Origin of the sequence: Streptomyces djakartensis (genome assembly GCF_014651075.1) — a bacterium.
Classification (GTDB): domain Bacteria; phylum Actinomycetota; class Actinomycetes; order Streptomycetales; family Streptomycetaceae; genus Streptomyces; species Streptomyces djakartensis.
Window position 1 is genome coordinate 1 of sequence record NZ_BMWE01000017.1, and the last position, 18,621, is coordinate 18,621.

19 protein-coding genes are annotated in these 18,621 nt (G+C 71.2%); 13 read left to right on the plus strand and 6 right to left on the minus strand.

The annotated features are described in order from the left end of the window. Positions 1-194, minus strand: a 194-nt coding sequence (locus IE212_RS25895) for a DUF2252 family protein (RefSeq protein WP_190200362.1), incomplete at its 3' end; no start/stop codon positions are given. Between the two features lie 226 nt (positions 195-420). Here IE212_RS25895 and dnaE point away from each other — a divergent pair. Beyond that, positions 421-3,960 (plus strand): DNA polymerase III subunit alpha, encoded by a 3,540-nt coding sequence (dnaE, locus tag IE212_RS25900; RefSeq protein WP_190200363.1) that lies wholly within the window; start codon positions 421-423, stop codon positions 3,958-3,960. Between the two features lie 99 nt (positions 3,961-4,059). Here the strand turns inward: dnaE and IE212_RS25905 are convergent, their stop codons facing one another. Then, positions 4,060-4,224 (minus strand): hypothetical protein, encoded by a 165-nt coding sequence (locus tag IE212_RS25905; RefSeq protein WP_229864588.1) that lies wholly within the window; start codon positions 4,222-4,224, stop codon positions 4,060-4,062. A 222-nt stretch (positions 4,225-4,446) separates the two neighbouring features. Between IE212_RS25905 and IE212_RS25910 the strand changes: the two genes are divergently transcribed. The 4 genes from IE212_RS25910 (at position 4,447) to IE212_RS25925 (ending at position 8,439) form a co-directional block, all read left to right on the plus strand. Next, positions 4,447-5,658, plus strand: coding sequence for an NYN domain-containing protein (locus IE212_RS25910; protein WP_190200365.1), 1,212 nt, complete (start codon positions 4,447-4,449; stop codon positions 5,656-5,658). A 123-nt stretch (positions 5,659-5,781) separates the two neighbouring features. After that, complete coding sequence (locus IE212_RS25915) at positions 5,782-6,756, plus strand: ABC transporter ATP-binding protein (protein WP_190200366.1); 975 nt, start codon at positions 5,782-5,784, stop codon at positions 6,754-6,756. 76 nt (positions 6,757-6,832) lie between these two features. After that, positions 6,833-7,654, plus strand: coding sequence for an ABC transporter permease (locus IE212_RS25920; RefSeq protein WP_190200367.1), 822 nt, complete (start codon positions 6,833-6,835; stop codon positions 7,652-7,654). 56 nt (positions 7,655-7,710) lie between these two features. After that, a complete protein-coding gene (locus IE212_RS25925; protein ID WP_190200368.1) occupies positions 7,711-8,439 on the plus strand; it encodes an AAA family ATPase in 729 nt (242 codons plus the stop codon). A gap of 257 nt (positions 8,440-8,696) precedes the next feature. Here IE212_RS25925 and ybaK read toward each other — a convergent pair whose 3' ends face one another. The 4 genes from ybaK to IE212_RS25945 form a co-directional block, all read right to left on the minus strand. Next, entirely contained in the window at positions 8,697-9,200 is a 504-nt protein-coding gene (gene ybaK, locus IE212_RS25930; RefSeq protein ID WP_190200369.1) for a Cys-tRNA(Pro) deacylase, read from the minus strand. 11 nt (positions 9,201-9,211) lie between these two features. Further along, positions 9,212-9,952, minus strand: a complete 741-nt coding sequence (locus IE212_RS25935) for an LON peptidase substrate-binding domain-containing protein (protein WP_190200370.1) — start codon at positions 9,950-9,952, stop codon at positions 9,212-9,214. A gap of 11 nt (positions 9,953-9,963) precedes the next feature. After that, complete coding sequence (locus tag IE212_RS25940; RefSeq protein WP_190200482.1) at positions 9,964-10,995, minus strand: hypothetical protein; 1,032 nt, start codon at positions 10,993-10,995, stop codon at positions 9,964-9,966. Positions 10,996-11,145: 150 nt separating this feature from the next. Beyond that, positions 11,146-12,723 carry an oxidoreductase gene (locus IE212_RS25945; RefSeq protein ID WP_190200371.1) on the minus strand — a complete coding sequence of 526 codons (1,578 nt, stop codon included), beginning with the start codon at positions 12,721-12,723 and terminating at the stop codon, positions 11,146-11,148. A 178-nt stretch (positions 12,724-12,901) separates the two neighbouring features. On the opposite strand from IE212_RS25945, the gene hisD reads away from it, so the two are divergent. Genes hisD through hisF form a run of 8 tightly spaced genes read left to right on the plus strand, consistent with a single transcriptional unit; the run spans position 12,902 to position 18,621 of the window. Next, positions 12,902-14,227: a histidinol dehydrogenase gene (hisD, locus tag IE212_RS25950; RefSeq protein WP_190200372.1), complete on the plus strand. Its 1,326-nt coding sequence runs from the start codon at positions 12,902-12,904 to the stop codon at positions 14,225-14,227. After that, complete coding sequence (locus IE212_RS25955; RefSeq protein WP_190200373.1) at positions 14,224-15,336, plus strand: histidinol-phosphate transaminase; 1,113 nt, start codon at positions 14,224-14,226, stop codon at positions 15,334-15,336. The genes hisD and IE212_RS25955 overlap by 4 nt, the downstream gene beginning before the upstream one ends. After that, a complete protein-coding gene (hisB, locus tag IE212_RS25960; protein WP_190200374.1) occupies positions 15,333-15,926 on the plus strand; it encodes an imidazoleglycerol-phosphate dehydratase HisB in 594 nt (197 codons plus the stop codon). Before IE212_RS25955 ends, hisB begins: the two co-directional genes overlap by 4 nt. Next, positions 15,923-16,087: a CG2302 family histidine operon protein gene (locus IE212_RS25965; RefSeq protein ID WP_190200375.1), complete on the plus strand. Its 165-nt coding sequence runs from the start codon at positions 15,923-15,925 to the stop codon at positions 16,085-16,087. Before hisB ends, IE212_RS25965 begins: the two co-directional genes overlap by 4 nt. Further along, entirely contained in the window at positions 16,084-16,746 is a 663-nt protein-coding gene (gene hisH / locus IE212_RS25970) for an imidazole glycerol phosphate synthase subunit HisH (RefSeq protein ID WP_190200376.1), read from the plus strand. Before IE212_RS25965 ends, hisH begins: the two co-directional genes overlap by 4 nt. Beyond that, positions 16,743-17,468, plus strand: coding sequence for a bifunctional 1-(5-phosphoribosyl)-5-((5-phosphoribosylamino)methylideneamino)imidazole-4-carboxamide isomerase/phosphoribosylanthranilate isomerase PriA (gene priA, locus IE212_RS25975; RefSeq protein WP_190200377.1), 726 nt, complete (start codon positions 16,743-16,745; stop codon positions 17,466-17,468). Before hisH ends, priA begins: the two co-directional genes overlap by 4 nt. Further along, entirely contained in the window at positions 17,465-17,869 is a 405-nt protein-coding gene (locus IE212_RS25980) for a RidA family protein (RefSeq protein ID WP_190200378.1), read from the plus strand. Before priA ends, IE212_RS25980 begins: the two co-directional genes overlap by 4 nt. Further along, positions 17,866-18,621, plus strand: coding sequence for an imidazole glycerol phosphate synthase subunit HisF (gene hisF / locus IE212_RS25985; RefSeq protein ID WP_190200379.1), 756 nt, complete (start codon positions 17,866-17,868; stop codon positions 18,619-18,621). Before IE212_RS25980 ends, hisF begins: the two co-directional genes overlap by 4 nt.

The window sequence follows — 18,621 nt, forward strand, 5'->3', positions numbered from 1 at the left end:
CGCCCGGCTTCGTCGAGGTCGTGGTAGAAGAGGCACGCCGTCCCCCGGTAGAAGGCGAAGGCCGAGGCCGCCATCTTCCGGAACTTCACGCGGAACGCGGCCGGGTCGGCGGCCAGGAGCTCGCCGAAGGCGGTGTCGAAGACGGCGAGGATCTCCTCACCGCGGTGCTCGTCGTCGAGCTGCGGGAACGACATCGCTGGGTGCCTCCTGGTGCGTGCGTCTGGCTTCATCGGGGGGACGGCGGGTCCGCCCTCCGCACAACGTGCGGCGGTCCGCGGGAGTGCCCGCGATCCCCGCCCGAAGGTACGCGGGTCACGCGCCCTGGTGTCACCGTCGCGGCATAGACTTCGACGCTGTCCCCCAGACTGTCCGCAGCCTGCCGGGCCCCATTCGTCGTATGTTTTCTCTGGAGGCCGCCGCATGTCGAAGCCGCCGTTCACGCACCTGCACGTCCACACCCAGTACTCGCTGCTGGACGGTGCCGCGCGGCTGAAGGACATGTTCAACGCGTGCAACGAGATGGGCATGACGCACATCGCCATGTCCGACCACGGCAACCTCCACGGGGCGTACGACTTCTTCCACTCCGCGCAGAAGGCCGGGGTCACCCCGATCATCGGCATCGAGGCGTACGTCGCGCCCGAGTCCCGCCGCAACAAGCGCAAGATCCAGTGGGGCCAGCCGCACCAGAAGCGGGACGACGTCTCCGGTTCCGGTGGTTACACCCACAAGACGATGTGGGCCGTGAACAAGACCGGTCTGCACAACCTCTTCCGGCTGTCCTCGGACGCGTACGCCGAGGGCTGGCTGCAGAAGTGGCCCCGGATGGACAAGGAGACCATCGCCAAGTGGTCCGAGGGCATCGTCGCCTCCACCGGCTGCCCCTCCGGCGAGGTCCAGACCCGGCTCCGCCTCGGTCACTTCGACGAGGCCCTGAAGGCCGCCGCCGACTACCAGGACATCTTCGGCAAGGACCGCTACTTCCTGGAGCTGATGGACCACGGCATCGAGATCGAGCACCGGGTCCGCGACGGCCTGCTGGACATCGCCAAGAAGCTCGGCATCCCCCCGCTGGTCACCAACGACTCCCACTACACCTACTCGCACGAGGCGAGCGCCCACGACGCCCTGCTGTGCATCCAGACCGGCAAGAACCTCTCCGACCCGGACCGCTTCAGGTTCGACGGCACCGGCTACTACCTGAAGTCCACGGACGAGATGTACGCCATCGACTCCTCGGACGCCTGGCAGGAGGGCTGCGCCAACACCCGGCTGATCGCCGAGATGGTCGACACCACGGGCATGTTCGAAAAGCGCGACCTGATGCCCAAGTTCGACATCCCGGACGGGTACACCGAGGTCAGCTGGTTCCGCGAGGAGACCATGCGCGGCATGCACCGCCGCTTCCCGGACGGCATCCCGGACGACCGCATGAAGCAGGTCGAGTACGAGATGGACACCATCATCTCGATGGGCTTCCCGGGCTACTTCCTCGTGGTCGCCGACTTCATCATGTGGGCCAAGAAGCAGGGCATCGCGGTCGGCCCCGGCCGTGGTTCCGCGGCCGGCTCGATCGTCGCCTACGCCCTCGGCATCACCGACCTCGACCCCATCCCGCACGGCCTGATCTTCGAGCGGTTCCTCAACCCCGAGCGCATCTCCATGCCCGATGTCGACATCGACTTCGACGAGCGCCGGCGCGTCGAGGTGATCCGGTACGTGACCGAGAAGTACGGCGCCGACAAGGTCGCCATGATCGGCACGTACGGCACCATCAAGGCCAAGAACGCGATCAAGGACTCGGCGCGCGTGCTGGGCTACCCGTACGCGATGGGTGACCGCCTCACCAAGGCCATGCCCGCCGACGTCCTCGGCAAGGGCATCAACCTGGACGGCATCACCAACCCCGAGCACCCCCGGTACTCGGAGGCCGGCGAGATCCGGGCGATGTACGAGAACGAGCCGGACGTGAAGAAGGTCATCGACACCGCCAAGGGCGTCGAGGGCCTGGTCCGGCAGATGGGCGTGCACGCCGCCGGCGTGATCATGTCCAGCGAGACCATCACCGACCACGTGCCCGTCTGGGTCAGGCACACCGACGGCGTGACCATCACGCAGTGGGATTACCCGAGCTGTGAGTCGCTCGGCCTGCTGAAGATGGACTTCCTGGGTCTTCGCAACCTGACGATCATGGACGACGCCGTCAAGATGGTGAAGTCCAACAAGGGGATCGACGTCGATCTCCTGAGCCTCCCGCTCGACGACCCCACGACCTTCGAACTGCTCCAGCGCGGCGACACCCTCGGCGTCTTCCAGTTCGACGGCGGACCCATGCGCTCCCTGCTCCGGCTGATGAAGCCGGACAACTTCGAAGACATCTCCGCCGTGTCAGCCCTGTACCGCCCGGGCCCCATGGGCATGAACTCCCACACCAACTACGCGCTGCGCAAGAACGGCCAGCAGGAGATCACGCCCATCCACCCCGAGCTGGAGGAGCCGCTCAGGGAGGTCCTGGACGTCACCTACGGCCTGATCGTCTACCAGGAGCAGGTGCAGAAGGCCGCCCAGATCATCGCCGGCTACTCGCTCGGCGAGGCCGACATCCTCCGCCGCGTGATGGGCAAGAAGAAGCCCGAGGAACTGGCGAAGAACTTCGTCCTCTTCCAGGAGGGCGCCCGCAAGAAGGGCTACAGCGACGAGGCCATCCAGGCGCTCTGGGACGTGCTGGTCCCCTTCGCCGGCTACGCCTTCAACAAGGCCCACTCCGCCGCGTACGGACTCGTCTCGTACTGGACGGCGTACCTCAAGGCGAACCATCCCGCCGAGTACATGGCCGCGCTGCTGACCTCCGTGAAGGACGACAAGGACAAGTCGGCCGTCTACCTCAACGAGTGCCGCCGCATGGGCATCAAGGTGCTCCCGCCGGACGTCAACGAGTCGATGTCCAACTTCGCCGCCCAGGGCGACGACGTGATCCTCTTCGGCCTCTCCGCCGTCCGCAACGTCGGTACGAACGTCGTCGAGTCGATCATCAGGTGCCGCAAGGCCAAGGGGAAGTACGTCTCCTTCCCGGACTACCTGGACAAGGTGGAGGCGGTGGTCTGCAACAAGCGCACCACCGAATCGCTGATCAAGGCCGGGGCCTTCGACGCCATGGGCCACACCCGCAAGGGCCTGACCGCGCAGTACGAGCCGATGATCGACAACGTGGTCGCCGTCAAGCGCAAGGAGGCCGAGGGCCAGTTCGACCTCTTCGGCGGCATGGGCGAGGAGGAGAGCAGCGAGCCCGGCTTCGGCCTCGACGTGCAGTTCACCGACGAGGAATGGGACAAGACCTATCTGCTCGCCCAGGAGCGGGAGATGCTCGGTCTGTACGTCTCCGATCACCCGCTGTTCGGCCTTGAGCACATCCTGTCCGACAAGGCCGACGCCGGTATCTCCCAGCTGACCGGTGGTGACTATTCCGACGGATCCGTGGTGACCATCGGCGGCATCATCTCTGGCCTGCAGCGCAAGATGACCAAGCAGGGCAACGCCTGGGCCATCGCCACCGTCGAGGACCTCGCCGGCTCGATCGAGTGCATGTTCTTCCCCGCGACCTACCAGCTCGTCTCGACCCAACTCGTCGAGGACGCCGTGGTGTTCGTCAAGGGCCGGCTCGACAAGCGCGAGGACGTGCCGCGGCTCGTCGCGATGGAACTGATGGTGCCGGACCTGTCCAACGCGGGCACCAACGCGCCCGTGATCCTCACCATCCCGGCCACCCGGGTGACCCCGCCGCTGGTCAGCCGCCTCGGCGAGGTCCTCAGCCACCACAAGGGTGACAGCGAGGTCCGGATCAAGCTCCAGGGACCGACGAAGACGACCGTGCTCCGCCTCGACCGGCACCGTGTGAAGGCGGATCCGGCGCTCTTCGGTGACCTGAAGGTGCTGCTGGGCCCCGCCTGCCTGGCGGGCTGACCCAGGACCCCTGAGGGCACTCGACGCGCGTGAGGGGCGTACCCGGCACCGGGTACGCCCCTCGGTGTGTCCGGGTCCCGACGACCCGTCACGCGGATGTCAGTTGTGGCCGAAGCTGCGCTTCCGCTTGCGGGACGCCACGTCGCCGGGGGTCATCTCGGCCTCCTGCTGGGGCTCCGCCTCGGCCGCGGGGCGGCGGTCCGCCCGCTGGCCACGCTCGGTGGGACGCTGCTGCTTACGGTCACGGTTCTTGTTCTTGGCCATGGTGATGCCTCCTGTGGGGGATCTAGGGGCCAGGGCCGGGACCAGATTCACACAGGCCGACATCGATCGCATGTCGGACAATTACCGTGCGTGACAGGATTGGTCGCGCCGGGAACCTCCGAAACGCCACGCCGAAGATCGAGTTCCGGCCGTTAACCTCCGCGCCGTCGGGCAGACTCGAAGCAAGCCCGAAACAAACCTCCTGGGAAGAGGGTGAGTCGCGTGGACCGCTGCATCGTCCTGGTGGACGCCGGGTATCTGCTGGGAGCCGCGGCGAGCCTCCTCGCCGGGGAGCCCTCACGGTCCCGTATCACCGTCGACCACACGGCCCTCATCCAGGGCCTGCGCGAACGCGCCGAGTCCGACACCCAGCAGCCGCTGCTGCGGATCTACTGGTTCGACGGCGCCCCCGACCGCGTTCCGCAGCCCGAGCACCGCAGGCTGCGCGTGATGCCCCGGGTCACCGTCCGGCTCGGGGCGCTGACCCGCAGCGACGGCCGCTGGGCGCAGAAGGGCGTGGACGCGGCGATGCACGCCGAGCTCACCGAACTGGCCCGCAACCGCGCCTGCTCCGACATCGTCCTCGTCACCGGCGACGGGGACCTGCTGCCCGGCATGATGGCCGCCAAGGAACACGGTGTCGCCGTCCACCTGTGGGCCGTCCAGGCCGCCGACGGGGACTACAACCAGTCCGAGGACCTGGTCGCGGAGGCCGACGAGCGGCGCGTCCTGGACCGTGCGTGGATCACCAAGGCCGTCCGCGCCAGGGAGTACACCGGCGTGTGCGCCCCGCAGTCCGCGTCCCGGCCGGAGATCGCCGCGATCCTCTCCGCGCCGCTGCCCGACTCCTCCCTCGCCGCCGCGGCCGAACGGCCCGCCCCGCAGCCCCCGCATCCGGCGGCCGGCCCCGGGCAGAACGGCACGGAGGAACGGGTGCCCGCCGCCAAAGGGGTCCCCACGCCCAAGGACCTGGCCGCCCTGCGTGCCCCCGGCACCCAGCACACCCAGCATCCCGCCTCCGCCACCCTGCGCTGGTCCTCAGACAAGGGCTGGGTCGACCGGCCCGCGCCCGAGCCCCCCGAGGCCGCCTCGATGCCGACGCTCGCCCAGCTGACCACGGCCGAGCAGCGGTGGGCCGACCGCGAGGAGGACATCACCACGGTCGGCGGCGACCCCTTCGAGGTGGGGCAGGTCTTCGCCCGGCGCTGGGTCGAGCGCCTGGGCGACCAGAGCCATCTGCAGAAACTGTCCGGGATGTACCCGCGCATCCCGCACCGCGTGGACGGGGAGCTGCTGCGCTACGCCGCCCGCTTCGGCCTGCTCGCCCACAAGGACGACCAGATCGACGAGCGGGACCGCTACGCCATCCGGGCCGGCTTCTGGAAGGAGATCGGCGTGCGCACGGGCGTGGAGCACGCACCCGTCGCCGACTGAGATCGTGGCCGTCGGATTTGCCGCCCAGGACCGACCCGGGAGCGGACCGGGGCGCCCGACCCCGTAGTCTCGTCCCTTGTGAGTAAGCGCGCGGCACAGGCATTTCGGCACGATGGTGACGTCGTGTGCGCGGTGCGCGGGCTGACCAAGACCTATCCGGCGGTCCGGGGCCGGCGCGGCGCGCCCGGCACACCCGAGGTCCGGGCCACGGACGACGTGACGCTGGACATCCGCCGCGGTGAGATCTTCGGCCTGCTCGGGCCGAACGGCGCCGGCAAGTCCACCCTCGTACGCCAGCTCACCGGGCTGATGCGGCCCGATGCCGGCCGAGTGGAGATCCTCGGGCACGACATCGTGCGCCACCCCGAGCGGGCCGCGCGGATCCTCGCCTACCTCGGCCAGGAGTCGACCGCCCTGGACGAGCTGACCGTGTCGCTCGCCGCCGAGACCACCGGGCGGCTGCGCGGCCTGGACGTACGGCAGGCGCGGGCCGAGCGCGACGAGGTGCTCGACGAGCTCGGGCTCGCGGCGCTCGCCGGGCGGCCGCTGAAGAAGCTCTCGGGGGGCCAGCGGCGCCTGGCGTGCTTCGCCGCGGCGCTGGTGGGGGAGCGGCCGCTGCTGGTGCTGGACGAGCCGACCACCGGTATGGACCCGGTGGCGCGGCGGGCCGTGTGGTCGGCGGTCGACCGGCGGCGGGCCGAGCGCGGCACGACCGTGCTGCTCGTCACCCACAACGTCATCGAGGCCGAGACCGTGCTGGACCGGGTGGCCGTCCTCGACCGGGGGCGGGTCATCGCCTGCGACACGCCCGGCGGGCTCAAGGAGCAGGTGGCCGGTGAGGTGCGGGTGGACCTGGTGTGGCGGGACGCGGCGCCGCTGCACGTCCCCGAGGTGGCCGCGCTGCGGGACCGAGTCGTGGAGTCGGGCCGCCGCTGGACGCTCCGGCTGGGGCCCGAGGAGGCCCGGGCGGTCGTCGCGACCGTCACCGGAGGCGCCGCCTTCGCCGCCCTGGACGACTTCACGCTGACCACGCCGAGCCTGGAGGACGTGTACCTGGCCCTGGGCGGTGCCGTGCGGCAGGGGCTGGTGAAGGCGTGAGAAACCCTTTGAGCGCGCGGGCCGCCGCGTACGTACCGACTGCCGCAGTGGACCCGACGAAGGGGAGCAGCACGACGTGAGTGTCGTACCCGCCGATGTCCTGCCGGGCAGCGCCCTGGCCGCTGAGGAGCCCGCGGCCGGCGCGGCCGAGCTCGGACCTCGCGCGCGGTTGTGGCCGTCGCTGGCGGCCGTGTACCGGGCGCAGTTGTCCCGGGCACGGGTGGCGCGGATCCCGCTGCTGTTCGTGGCGACGTTCCAGTCGATCGGGATCATGGTCCTGATGCGCGGCGTGGTGGACGACGGGGCGGAGGCCCAGGCGGTCGTCGCCGGGTCGTCGGTCCTGGTGGTCGCCTTCGTCGCGCTGAACCTCCTCGCCCAGTACTTCGGGCAGCTGCGGGCCAGCGGCGGACTCGACCACTACGCGACCCTGCCGGTGCCGCCCGCGGCGGTGGTGCTGGGCGCGGCGGGCGCGTACGCGTCGTTCACCGTGCCGGGGACCGTCGTGACGGCGGTGTTCGGCTGTGTGCTGTTCGGGCTGCCGCTGGCTCATCTCTGGATCCTCGTGGCGGTGATCCCGCTCGCGGGTGCCGCGCTCGCCGGCCTTGGAGCGGCGCTGGGGCTGCTCGCGCCCCGGCCGGAGCTGGCCACGCTGCTCGGTCAGCTGGGCATGTCCGCGGCGCTGCTGCTGGGTGTGCTGCCGGCGGACCGGATGCCGGAGATCGTGCGTTTCGCGCGGGATCTGCTGCCGTCGACGTACGGCGTCGAGGCCTTCGCCCGGACGTTCGGGGCTGATCCCGACTGGGCCTTCGTCCTGGGGGATCTCGCCGTGTGCGCCGTCGTGGGCGTCGTCTCGCTGGCCGTGGCGACCTGGGCGTACCGCCGGGCGGCCGTCCGGTGAGCGGGGAGGGATCGTCCGGTGACGCGGAGCACAGGCGGGCCTGGCACGATGGCAGGGTGACCGCACCACTGACTCCGCCACCGCCCCCGCACGACCGTTCCGCACAGGATGCGTGGCAGCCGCCGGACGCCGGGTCCGCGGCGCACGGGCCCCAGGCCCGGGGGACTCAGGTTCCCGGGTCCCAGCATGCCGGGTACGCCGGGCACGGCTGGTACGGACAGGACGGGCCCGGGATGAAGACGGAAGTACGGGAGGCCGCCGTGATCTCGGTGGCCGTGGCGCTCGGCGGGGTGCTGCTCGGGGTGCTGTGGTGGTGGCTCGCGCCGCACGTGCCGCTGGTCGGTGACGTCGTGGACGGCGACTGGGTCGTCTTCCTCAAGGACACCGAGGGCGAGCAGGCGGTCGGGGTCGACGGGACGTTCACCATGCTCGGGCTGGGGTTCGGGGCCGTCAGCGCTCTGGTCGTCTTTCTGCTGCGGCGGCGCGGGGGTGTGCCGCTGGTGGTGGGGCTGGCCGTCGGGGGACTGCTCGGGTCGTTGCTGGCCTGGCGGGTCGGGGTGTGGCTCGGGCCCGCGGAGGATGTGGTCGCGCGGGCGAGGGAAGTGGGGCGGGGCGTGACGTTCTCCGCGCCGCTGCGGCTGGGGGCGAAGGGGGCGTTGCTGGCCTGGCCGCTTGCCGCGCTGGTGCTGCATCTCGGGCTCACGGCGTTGTTCGGGCCGCGGGATCCGGAACCGGAGTATCCGGAGTATGGGGACGGGGCGTATCAGGGGCCGTCTGTTTCGTAGGTGCTCGGCGTTCTTGCCGGGGCGGGGCTGTGCGCAACCCGGCGCTGCGGGGTGCCTCCCCCAAGCTCTCGGCTTCGCTCGAGCAGGGGGCACCTCCATCGCCCACCCGTGCCGCCCCGAGCGGCACGACTGCCCGCAGCTCGGCTGACACGGCCGATAAGCGAGCCGCGGGGTGCCGCTGCGCCCGCCCTCCCCAAGCTCTCGGCTTCGCTCGAGCAGGGGGACCCCCATGGCCCCAGCGGACGATTGCCCGCAGCTCAGCCGACGCGCCCGATGGGCGCCAGGACCGCCTCGGTCAGTTTCGCCAGGTCCTGCGGGGACAGCTCCACCTCCAAGCCCCTGCGGCCCGCCGAGACGCAGATGGTCGGGTGGGAGGACGCCGAGGCGTCGAGGACCGTCGGGAGCTTCTTGCGCTGGCCCAGGGGGGAGATGCCGCCGCGGACGTAACCCGTGGTGCGTTCCGCCAGGGCCGGGTCGGCCATCGTCGCGCGTTTGCCGCCGACCGCCGACGCCAGGGCCTTCAGGTCGAGTTGGCCCGCGACCGGGACCACCGCCACCGTCAGCGTGCCGTCGACGTCGGCGACCAGTGTCTTGAAGACGCGGTCCGGGGAGACGCCCATCGCCTCGGCCGCCTCCTCGCCGTAGGAGGGGTGGGCGGGGTCGTGGTCGTAGGAGTGGACCGTGAACTCCACGCCCGCGGTCGTCAGCGCGACCGTCGCGGGCGTGCCGCCGCCCTGCTGCTTCTTCGGCTTCTTCGCCATCCCCGCCCGTTTCAGTTGAGGCTCGTCGGGCCGCGCGTCAGGTCCGACGACGGCAACGACGGCAGACTACGGATGATGGCCGTCTCGGAGCGAAGGAGTTTCAGCTCGTCGCGCAGGCGGGAGGCCGTGTCGGGCGCCTGGAGCAGGCGTTGCTTGGTCGGGGTGTCCAGCATCATCGCCGCGGCCACCAGGTAGGAGACCACGCCCGGCTCGTCGGGCAGGTCGGCGCCGGTCGTCAGGGACCGTTCCCGCGCGCCCGCCAGCCGCTTCTGGTACTGGCGGAAGGACCGCAGCACCCCCTCCGCCAACGGCGCCGCCTCGTCGCCGGGTTCCTCCTCCAGCGTCTCCAGCTCGGCCGTCAGGAAGGGACCCGACGCGTCGACCGACAGCAGCTTCACCCGGGTGGTGCCGGTCGCCAGCACCTCGAAGGAGCCGTCGGTGCGCTCCCGGATCGTCGCCGCGTCGGCCACGCAGCCGATCCTGTGGAACGACGCGGCCGGGTCCGGGCCGAAACCGGCTGCGGCCCCCCGCTCGGGCAGGGCCGTCGGGTCGGGCATGCCGGGGGCGCTGGGGGCCACCTCGTGGCCGTCGCGGATCGCCACGACGGCGAACCGGCGCGGCTCGTCCTCCGGCGTCTTCAGCAGTTCGCGCATCATGGCGCGATACCGCTCCTCGAAGACGTTGAGCGGGAGCACGAGCCCCGGGAACAGCACGGAGTTCAGGGGGAAGAGCGGGAGCCGGACGGTGGTCACGACGCAAAAGCCTAATGGTCGCCCGAGCGGACTCGTCCGCCCCGTTCACTCCGTGGATGCCCGGAGGGCCGGCCGGCCGCCCGCAGCCGGATGTCGTCACGGACGCGCAGGAAGTGGCCGAGCGGATCGTCCGACGCGCGGTCCCAGGGGAACGAGGTGGCGTACGGGCCGTTCAGGCGCAGCTGCTCCTGGGCGTCCGCCCAGCGTTCCAGGCACACCAGGACGAAGATGAGCAGGTTGCGCATCCGGGCGGGCCAGGGGTCGGCCGCCGGCAGCCGCGGTGACAGCGCGATCGCCCGGTCGGCGGCCGCGTCCAGCCGCTCGCGCGGCACCTCGGGCCCGCAGCCGTCGGTGAGGTAGCCGAAGGCCGCCCGCAGCGGGAGGGCCTGGACGAGGGCGTCGGCGGGCGCGTCCTGCGCGGCCCGGTCGGCGAAGTCGAAGCACTCGTGGTGTGAGCCGTGCCAGGAGGAGGCCAGGTAGCGCAGGGCCGCCACATGGCAGCCGTAGTGGTGCGGGGCGCGGCGTACGGCCGCCGCCCAGAGCTCCTCGAAGTACTTGTGCCCGGCCTGTCCGCCCCGGGCGTGGTCGAGCGCGAGCCGCCACGGCACCGGGTCCCGCCGGTCGCCCCGGGCCGCCGCCGTGATCAGCGGGGTCACCTCGCGCAGCGCCTCGGCCCGGGCCGGCGACCGCCAGGCTCCGTCCACCGCCAGCTGGGCCGCGACCAGAGTCGCGTCCGGGTCCTTCGGCGTGGTGGCGAGCCAGGCGTCCAGCCACTCGGGACGCGAGCGCGCGAAGGCGGCCAGCCGGGTCACGTACCGGTCGCGCCGCTCCCACTCGGCGGCCGCGCGCGTGGCGTGGAGCAGCCCGGCGGCCGGTCCGTGGTCGCCGCGGGCGGCGGCCACCAGCGCGGGGCTCAGCCGTGCGTCGGGCGCGTCGAGCAGCACCTCGTCGTCGGCGTTCGGGCCGCCGACGAGGTGGGAGGCGGTCCTGGTGATCCGGCCGGCGCGGATGAAGGGCAGCTGCAGAGCCATGGTGCCGACCATTGAAAGACCGCTGGTCACGAGGGCGCCAGTAGGTTCATGGAACTCGCGGAAAGTTGTACGGCGCGTGGTCAAGAGGAGGCAAAGGTGTGCCAGTTCCACAACGCTGGTCACACCGGCATCAGGGGCAGCGCGAAGCGGACGCCGCCGCCGTCAATTGCGCCGCAGCAGCCGGGTCGCCCCGGCGGCCACGGTCGTCGCCAGGATCCAGCCCAGCAGGATCATCGCCGTCGCCAGCCACTGCCAGCCCCCGCGCAGCTGCCAGAACCCCACCTGGCCCAGGTCTATGACCGGCAGCAGCAGATCGAGGGTGAACAGGGCGGGGTTCCACTCCGGATGCTCACCCTGCTTCATCGGCGGATGGCCGGCCTGCGCGAAGGCGAGCGAGCCCGCCGCCCACAGCACCGCCATCCACACCGCGGCCCGGCCCGGCCGGTACCCGTAGGCGACCGTCCAGTCCTGGGCGTAGCCCCACAGCTTGGCGGCCGGCGGAAGGCTCTCCCGGTGCCGGCGCTGCTTGGCCAGCAGCACCTCACGGGCGTCCTCGTCCTCCCCGCCGGCCCGCAGTACGGCCGCGAGCCGCTCATAGGGCTCCGGGTTGTACTCGGCGGTCGCCGCCGCCACCCAGTCCAGCCGCTCGGCCAGCGGGAACGGGCCGCGCGGAACGAGGTTCTCGTAGGTGAAGCCGCCCATGTGAAGCCGCCCCGGGCCGGGCCAGGCGTCCGCCCGGTCCATCAGGTTGATGATCTTCGCCCCCGACAGCACCACCTGCCCGCGGGCCGGCTGTTCCCCGAGGAACCGCAGCTCCGGCGTCTGCATCCGGCGCATCGACAGTTCCTGGTCCTCCGTGAGGGTGAACCGGGCCCGCTCGAAGTCGACCGCGTCACCGAAGCGCCCGTCGTCCAGCCGGACCCCGCCCTCGCACTCGAACCGCTGGATGCGCGTGCCCTGCGCCGGGGTCATACCGCTCATCGCCTGGGCGCCGACGCCCGCCGGAGTCAGATACAGGCTGCGCCCGACGGTCAGCTGCGGGGCGTTCAGCGCGAGCCGCGCGTAGGGGTTGGCCAGCCGGGCACCACGCAGACTCAGCGACACGCCGATCGTGGCGGCGCGCAGACTCAGCTCGCCGTGCGACTCCAGCAGCTCCGCCTGTAAGTCCTGGCCGACGGTCAGGCCGTCCGCGGCCACCGACCGGCCGCTGCGGTCCCGGTGCACGACCGCCTGGTTCAGCATCAGGTCCGTGCCTATCTGCGCGTCGGTGAGCCGGATGCCGCGATGGAAGCGGCAGCGCGGCAGATGCAGATCGCCCTCGGTCTGCACCCGGGCCGCCTCCAGTCGCGGCACCGAGCAGTCCACCATCCGCAGGGTCGTGAAGCGGGCCTCCGGAAGCAGCACGTCCTGCTCGAAACGGCACTGCCGCATCTCGGCGTACGGCACCACCGTGCCGCCCGCGAGGTCCAGCGAGCCGCTGACCCGCACACCGGCCAGCTTCAGCGAGGACACCCGGCCGGCCAGGGCGGGCGGGCCGTCGAGGAGCAGCCAGCAGACGATCCGGGCCCGCACGGTCCGCTCCTCGCCCCACGGGTGACCCCCGTGCGGATCGTCGACCACCGGGTCGCCGCTGCTCAGGTCGTACACGCTGCCGTTGCGGAAGGCCTGCCACATGCCGGCCTCGGCCGCGGTCAGGTCCCCGGGCGGTTCCCCGGCGCGCACGCCGGCCCCCTCGGTCACGTCTCTTCCTTCCTCCTCCGGTACTCGCGGGTAAAGCTCCTCGTACAACCGTTCATGCCCGTTGAGTGACGCCGCGAACGCGAAACGTGAAGGGGATCTTCCAGGCTTGCGCGGTGTGCCGTATCAGCCATTGATACGTGCGGACGGCGCGCAATTCGGGTCTGAGAGAATTGAGCACGTGATCTCCCGAATCGATCTGCGCGGCGACGCCCTTCCCGAGGGCCCCGCCCTGCGCGACCTGCTGCCCCGAGCCGAGTTCGACGTAGCGGCCGCCCTGGAGAAGGTGCGTCCGATCTGCGAGGACGTGCATCATCGGGGCGACGCGGCGCTGATCGACGCGGCCGAGCGGTTCGACGGGGTCAGGCTGGACCAGGTGCGGGTGCCGGCCGCCGCGCTCACCCGTGCCCTGGAGGAACTCGACCCGGCCGTGCGCGCGGCCCTGGAGGAGTCGATCCGGCGCGCCCGGACCGTCCACCGCGAGCAGCGCCGCGGCACGCACACCACCCAGGTCGTGCCCGGCGGCTCCGTGACCGAGAAGTGGGTTCCGGTCCAGCGTGTCGGGCTCTACGCGCCCGGCGGCCGGTCGGTGTACCCGTCCTCCGTGATCATGAACGTGGTGCCGGCGCAGGAGGCCGGCGTCGAGTCCATCGCGCTCGCCTCGCCGGCCCAGGCCGAATGCGAGGGCCTGCCGCACCCCACGATCCTCGCCGCCTGCGCCCTGCTCGGCGTCGACGAGGTGTACGCGGCCGGAGGCGCCACGGCCGTCGCGATGTTCGCCTACGGGACCGAGTCCTGCGCGCCGGCCAACATGGTCACCGGCCCCGGCAACATCTGGGTCGCCGCCGCCAAGCGCTACTTCACCGGCAGGATCGGCATCGACGCCGAGGCCGGCCCGACCGAGATCGCGGTCCTCGCCGACGACACGGCCGACCCGGTGCACGTCGCCTCCGACCTGATCAGCCAGGCCGAGCACGACCCGCTGGCCGCCGCCGTCCTGGTCACCGACTCCGCCGACCTCGCGGACGCCGTCGAGAAGGAGCTGGCACCGCAGGTCGCCGCCACCAAGCACGTCGACGACCGGATCGTCCCCGCCCTGTCCGGCAAGCAGTCCGCGATCGTGCTGGTCGACGGCATCGAGGAGGGCCTGAAGGTGGTCGACGCGTACGGCGCCGAGCACCTGGAGATCCAGACCGCCGACGCCACCGCCGTGGCCGACCGGGTCAGGAACGCCGGCGCGATCTTCATCGGCCCCTGGGCGCCCGTGTCGCTGGGCGACTACGCGGCCGGGTCCAACCACGTCCTGCCGACCGGCGGCTGCGCGTGCCACTCCTCCGGCCTGTCCGTCCAGTCCTTCCTGCGCGGCATCCACATCGTCGACTACACGCGGGAGGCGCTGGCCGACGTCGCGCACCACGTGGTGACGCTCGCCGAGGCGGAGGACCTGCCGGCCCACGGCGCGGCGATCAAGGCGAGGTTCGACTGGAAGGTTCCCCAGGGCAAGTGAGCGACGTACGCATCGACGATCTCCCCGTACGGGACGAGCTGCGCGGCAAGTCCCCCTACGGCGCGCCCCAGCTGGACGTCCCCGTTCGGCTGAACACCAACGAGAACCCCTACCCGCTGCCCGAGCCGCTGGTCGAGCGCATCGCCGAGCGGGTCCGTGAGGCGGCCCGCGACCTCAACCGCTACCCGGACCGGGACGCGGTCGAGCTGCGCACCCAGCTGGCGAAGTACCTGACCGACACCTCCGGCTACCAGGTCGGGCTGGCGAACGTCTGGGCGGCCAACGGTTCCAACGAGGTCATCCAGCAGCTGCTGCAGACCTTCGGCGGGCCGGGCCGCACGGCGATCGGCTTCGAGCCGTCGTACTCCATGCACGGGCTCATCGCGCGCGGCACCGGCACGGGCTGGATCTCCGGCCCCCGCGGCGACGACTTCTCGATCGACCTCGCCGCCGCGGAGAAGGCCATCGCCGAGAACCGGCCGGACGTCGTCTTCGTCACCACCCCGAACAACCCCACGGGCAACGCCGTGCCGCGTGAGACGGTCCTCGCGCTGTATGACGCCGCCCAGGCGGCCAAGCCGTCGATGGTGGTGGTCGACGAGGCGTACATCGAGTTCAGCCACGGCGACTCGCTGCTGCCGCTGCTTCAGGGGCGCCCGAACCTCGTCATCTCCCGCACCATGTCCAAGGCGTTCGGCGCGGCGGGCCTGCGCCTCGGCTACCTCGCCGCGCACCCGGCCGTCGTCGACGCCGTCCAGCTGGTCCGGCTGCCCTACCACCTGTCGGCGGTCACCCAGGCGACCGCCCTGGCCGCCCTGGAGCACACCGGCACGCTGCTGGGCTACGTCGAGCAGCTCAAGGCCGAGCGGGACCGCCTGGTCACCGAACTGCGCGCGACCGGCTACGAGGTCGTCGAGTCCGACGCCAACTTCGTGCAGTTCGGCCGGTTCGAGGACGCGCACACGGCCTGGCGGAAGATCCTCGACCACGGCGTGCTGGTCCGGGACAACGGCATCCCCGGGTGGCTGCGGGTGTCCGCCGGAACCCCCGAAGAGAACGACGCGTTCCTGGACGCGGTACGTGCACTGAAGAAGGAGCAGAGTTCATGAGCCGCACCGGACGCGTGGAGCGGACGACCAAGGAGACCTCGGTCCTCGTCGAGATCGGCCTCGACGGCACCGGCAAGACGGAGATCTCCACCGGCGTCGGCTTCTACGACCACATGCTCGACCAGCTCGGCCGGCACGGTCTGTTCGACCTGACCGTGAAGACCGAGGGCGATCTGCACATCGACTCGCACCACACCATCGAGGACACCGCCCTCGCCCTCGGCGCCGCCTTCAGGCAGGCCCTCGGCGACAAGGTCGGCATCTACCGCTTCGGCAACTGCACGGTCCCGCTGGACGAGTCCCTCGCCCAGGTCACCGTCGACCTGTCCGGCCGCCCCTACCTCGTGCACACCGAGCCCGAGAAGATGGCGCCGATGATCGGCGAGTACGACACCACCATGACGCGGCACATCCTGGAGTCCTTCGTGGCCCAGGCCCAGATCGCGCTGCACGTGCACGTGCCCTACGGGCGCAACGCCCACCACATCGTGGAATGCCAGTTCAAGGCCCTGGCCCGGGCCCTGCGTTACGCGTCCGAGCGCGACCCGCGCGCGGCCGGCATCCTCCCGTCCACGAAGGGCGCCCTGTGAACGGCATCTCGACCCTGCTGATCGTCGTCGGCCTGTTCCTGGCCGGGGGGATCTACTCGTTCGTCAAGCAGAAGATGCCCAAGGGCCTGATCGTGCTGCTGTCCATCGCTGCGGCCATGTGCCTGGCGGCCGGTGTCCTGAGGCTGGAGGTGTGGAATTGAGCGCCCCTGAGAAGACATCGAAGAAGCAGAAGACGGTAGTGGTCTTCGACTACGGCTTCGGCAACGTCCGCTCCGCCGAGCGCGCCCTCGCCCGCTCGGGAGCCGACGTCGAGATCACGCGTGACTACGACAAGGCCATGAACGCCGACGGGCTGCTCGTGCCGGGCGTGGGTGCCTTCGCCTCCTGCATGACCGGCCTGCGCGAGGCGCGCGGCGACTGGATCGTCGACCGCCGGCTCTCCGGCGGCCGCCCGGTCATGGGCATCTGCGTCGGCATGCAGATCCTCTTCGCGCGCGGCATCGAGCACGGCGTGGAGAGCGAGGGCCTCGACGAGTGGCCCGGCTCCGTCGAGCCGCTGCAGGCCGAGGTCGTGCCCCACATGGGCTGGAACACCGTGGACGCGGCGCCCGGCTCACAGCTGTTCGCCGGCCTGGACGCGGACGCCCGCTTCTACTTCGTGCACTCCTACGCCGTCCACGACTGGTCGCTTGAGACGCACAACCCGGCGATGGAGGCCCCCAAGGTCACCTGGTCCACGCACGGCAAGCCGTTCGTCGCCGCCGTCGAGAACGGCGCCCTGTGGGCCACGCAGTTCCACCCCGAGAAGTCCGGCGACGCCGGAGCCCAGCTCCTCACCAACTGGATCGGAACACTGTGAGCAAGCTCGAACTCCTCCCCGCCGTCGACGTCCGTGACGGCCAGGCGGTCCGCCTGGTGCACGGCGAGTCCGGTACGGAGACCTCCTACGGCTCGCCGCTGGACGCCGCCCTCGCCTGGCAGCGCTCCGGCGCCGAGTGGCTGCACCTGGTCGACCTGGACGCCGCGTTCGGCACCGGCGACAACCGCGAGCTGATCGCCGAGGTCGCAAGGGCGATGGACATCAAGGTGGAGCTCTCCGGCGGGATCCGCGACGACGACACCCTCGCCGCCGCCCTCGCCACCGGCTGCACCCGGGTGAACCTCGGCACGGCCGCCCTGGAGACCCCCGAGTGGGTCGCCAAGGTCATCGCCGAGCACGGCGACAAGATCGCGGTCGGTCTCGACGTCCGCGGCACCACCCTGCGCGGCCGCGGCTGGACCCGGGACGGCGGCGACCTCTACGAGACGCTGGAGCGCCTCGACAAGGAGGGCTGCGCCCGCTACGTCGTCACGGACATCGCCAAGGACGGCACGCTCCAGGGCCCGAACCTGGAACTGCTGAAGAACGTCTGCGCCGCCACCGACCGCCCGGTCGTGGCCTCCGGCGGCGTGTCCTCGCTGGACGACCTCCGGGCCATCGCCGCCCTCGTCCCCCTCGGTGTCGAGGGCGCGATCGTAGGGAAGGCGCTGTACGCGAAAGCGTTCACCCTCGAGGAAGCCTTGGAGGCTGTGTCGTCATGACGTCGGAAGCCGTGCGGCGGGTGCAGAGCGGAAGTCCCTGGGAAGAGTCCTTCGGTTTTGCACGTGCCGTCGCGGCGGGCGACCACGTGCTGGTGGCGGGCACCACGTCCTTCAAGGGCAGCGTGCTGTACGGGGAGGGCGACCCGTACGAGCAGGCGAAGGTGGCCTTCTCCAGCGCACTCGACGCGATCGCCGAGTTCGGGCTCGGACCCGGAGCGGTGATCCGTACGCGTATGTACCTGGCACACGCGCGTGACCTCGAAGAGGTGGGCCGCGCCCACAAGGAACTGTTCGACACCGCGCGCCCGGTCGCGACCTTCCTGGTGGTGGACGGGTTCATCGACCCGCGCGTGCTGGTGTCCGTGGAAATAGAAGCATTCAGAGGAGCCGTGACCACATGACCCTGGCGGTCCGAGTCATCCCCTGCCTGGACGTGGACAACGGCCGGGTCGTCAAGGGCGTCAACTTCCAGAACCTGCGCGACGCGGGCGACCCCGTCGAGATGGCCAAGGTGTACGACGCCGAGGGCGCCGACGAGCTGACGTTCCTGGACATCACCGCCTCGTCGGGCGACCGCGAGACCACCTACGACGTGGTGCGCCGCACCGCCGAGCAGGTGTTCATCCCGCTCACCGTCGGCGGCGGCGTCCGCACCCCCGAGGACGTCGACAAGCTGCTGCGGGCCGGCGCGGACAAGGTCGGCGTCAACACGGCCGCGATCGCCCGCCCCGAGCTGATCCGTGAGATCGCCGAACGCTTCGGCCGCCAGGTCCTGGTCCTCTCGGTGGACGCCCGCCGCACCGAGTCGGGCTCCTTCGAGGTCACCACCCACGGCGGCCGTCGCGGTACCGGCATCGACGCCGTCGAGTGGGCACACCGGGCCGCCGAGCTGGGCGCCGGCGAGATCCTGCTCAACTCGATGGACGCGGACGGCACCAAGGACGGCTACGACCTCGAGATGATCCGGGCGGTACGCAAACACGTCACCGTCCCTGTCATCGCCTCGGGCGGCGCGGGCAGGCTGTCCCACTTCCCCCCGGCCATCGACGCGGGCGCGGACGCGGTGCTCGCGGCGTCGGTGTTCCACTTCGGGGACCTGCGGATCGGCCAGGTCAAGGAGACGCTGCGGGAGGCCGGGCATCCCGTGAGGTGA

Coding starts and splice junctions, on each gene's coding strand:
- dnaE (WP_190200363.1), top strand. CDS start 421: ATGTCGAAGCCGCCGTTCACGCACCTGCACGTCCACACCCAGTACTCG.
- IE212_RS25905 (WP_229864588.1), bottom strand. CDS start 4,224: ATGGCCAAGAACAAGAACCGTGACCGTAAGCAGCAGCGTCCCACCGAG.
- ybaK (WP_190200369.1), bottom strand. CDS start 9,200: ATGGCGAAGAAGCCGAAGAAGCAGCAGGGCGGCGGCACGCCCGCGACG.
- IE212_RS25940 (WP_190200482.1), bottom strand. CDS start 10,995: ATGGTCGGCACCATGGCTCTGCAGCTGCCCTTCATCCGCGCCGGCCGG.
- hisB (WP_190200374.1), top strand. CDS start 15,333: ATGAGCCGCACCGGACGCGTGGAGCGGACGACCAAGGAGACCTCGGTC.
- IE212_RS25980 (WP_190200378.1), top strand. CDS start 17,465: ATGACGTCGGAAGCCGTGCGGCGGGTGCAGAGCGGAAGTCCCTGGGAA.
- hisF (WP_190200379.1), top strand. CDS start 17,866: ATGACCCTGGCGGTCCGAGTCATCCCCTGCCTGGACGTGGACAACGGC.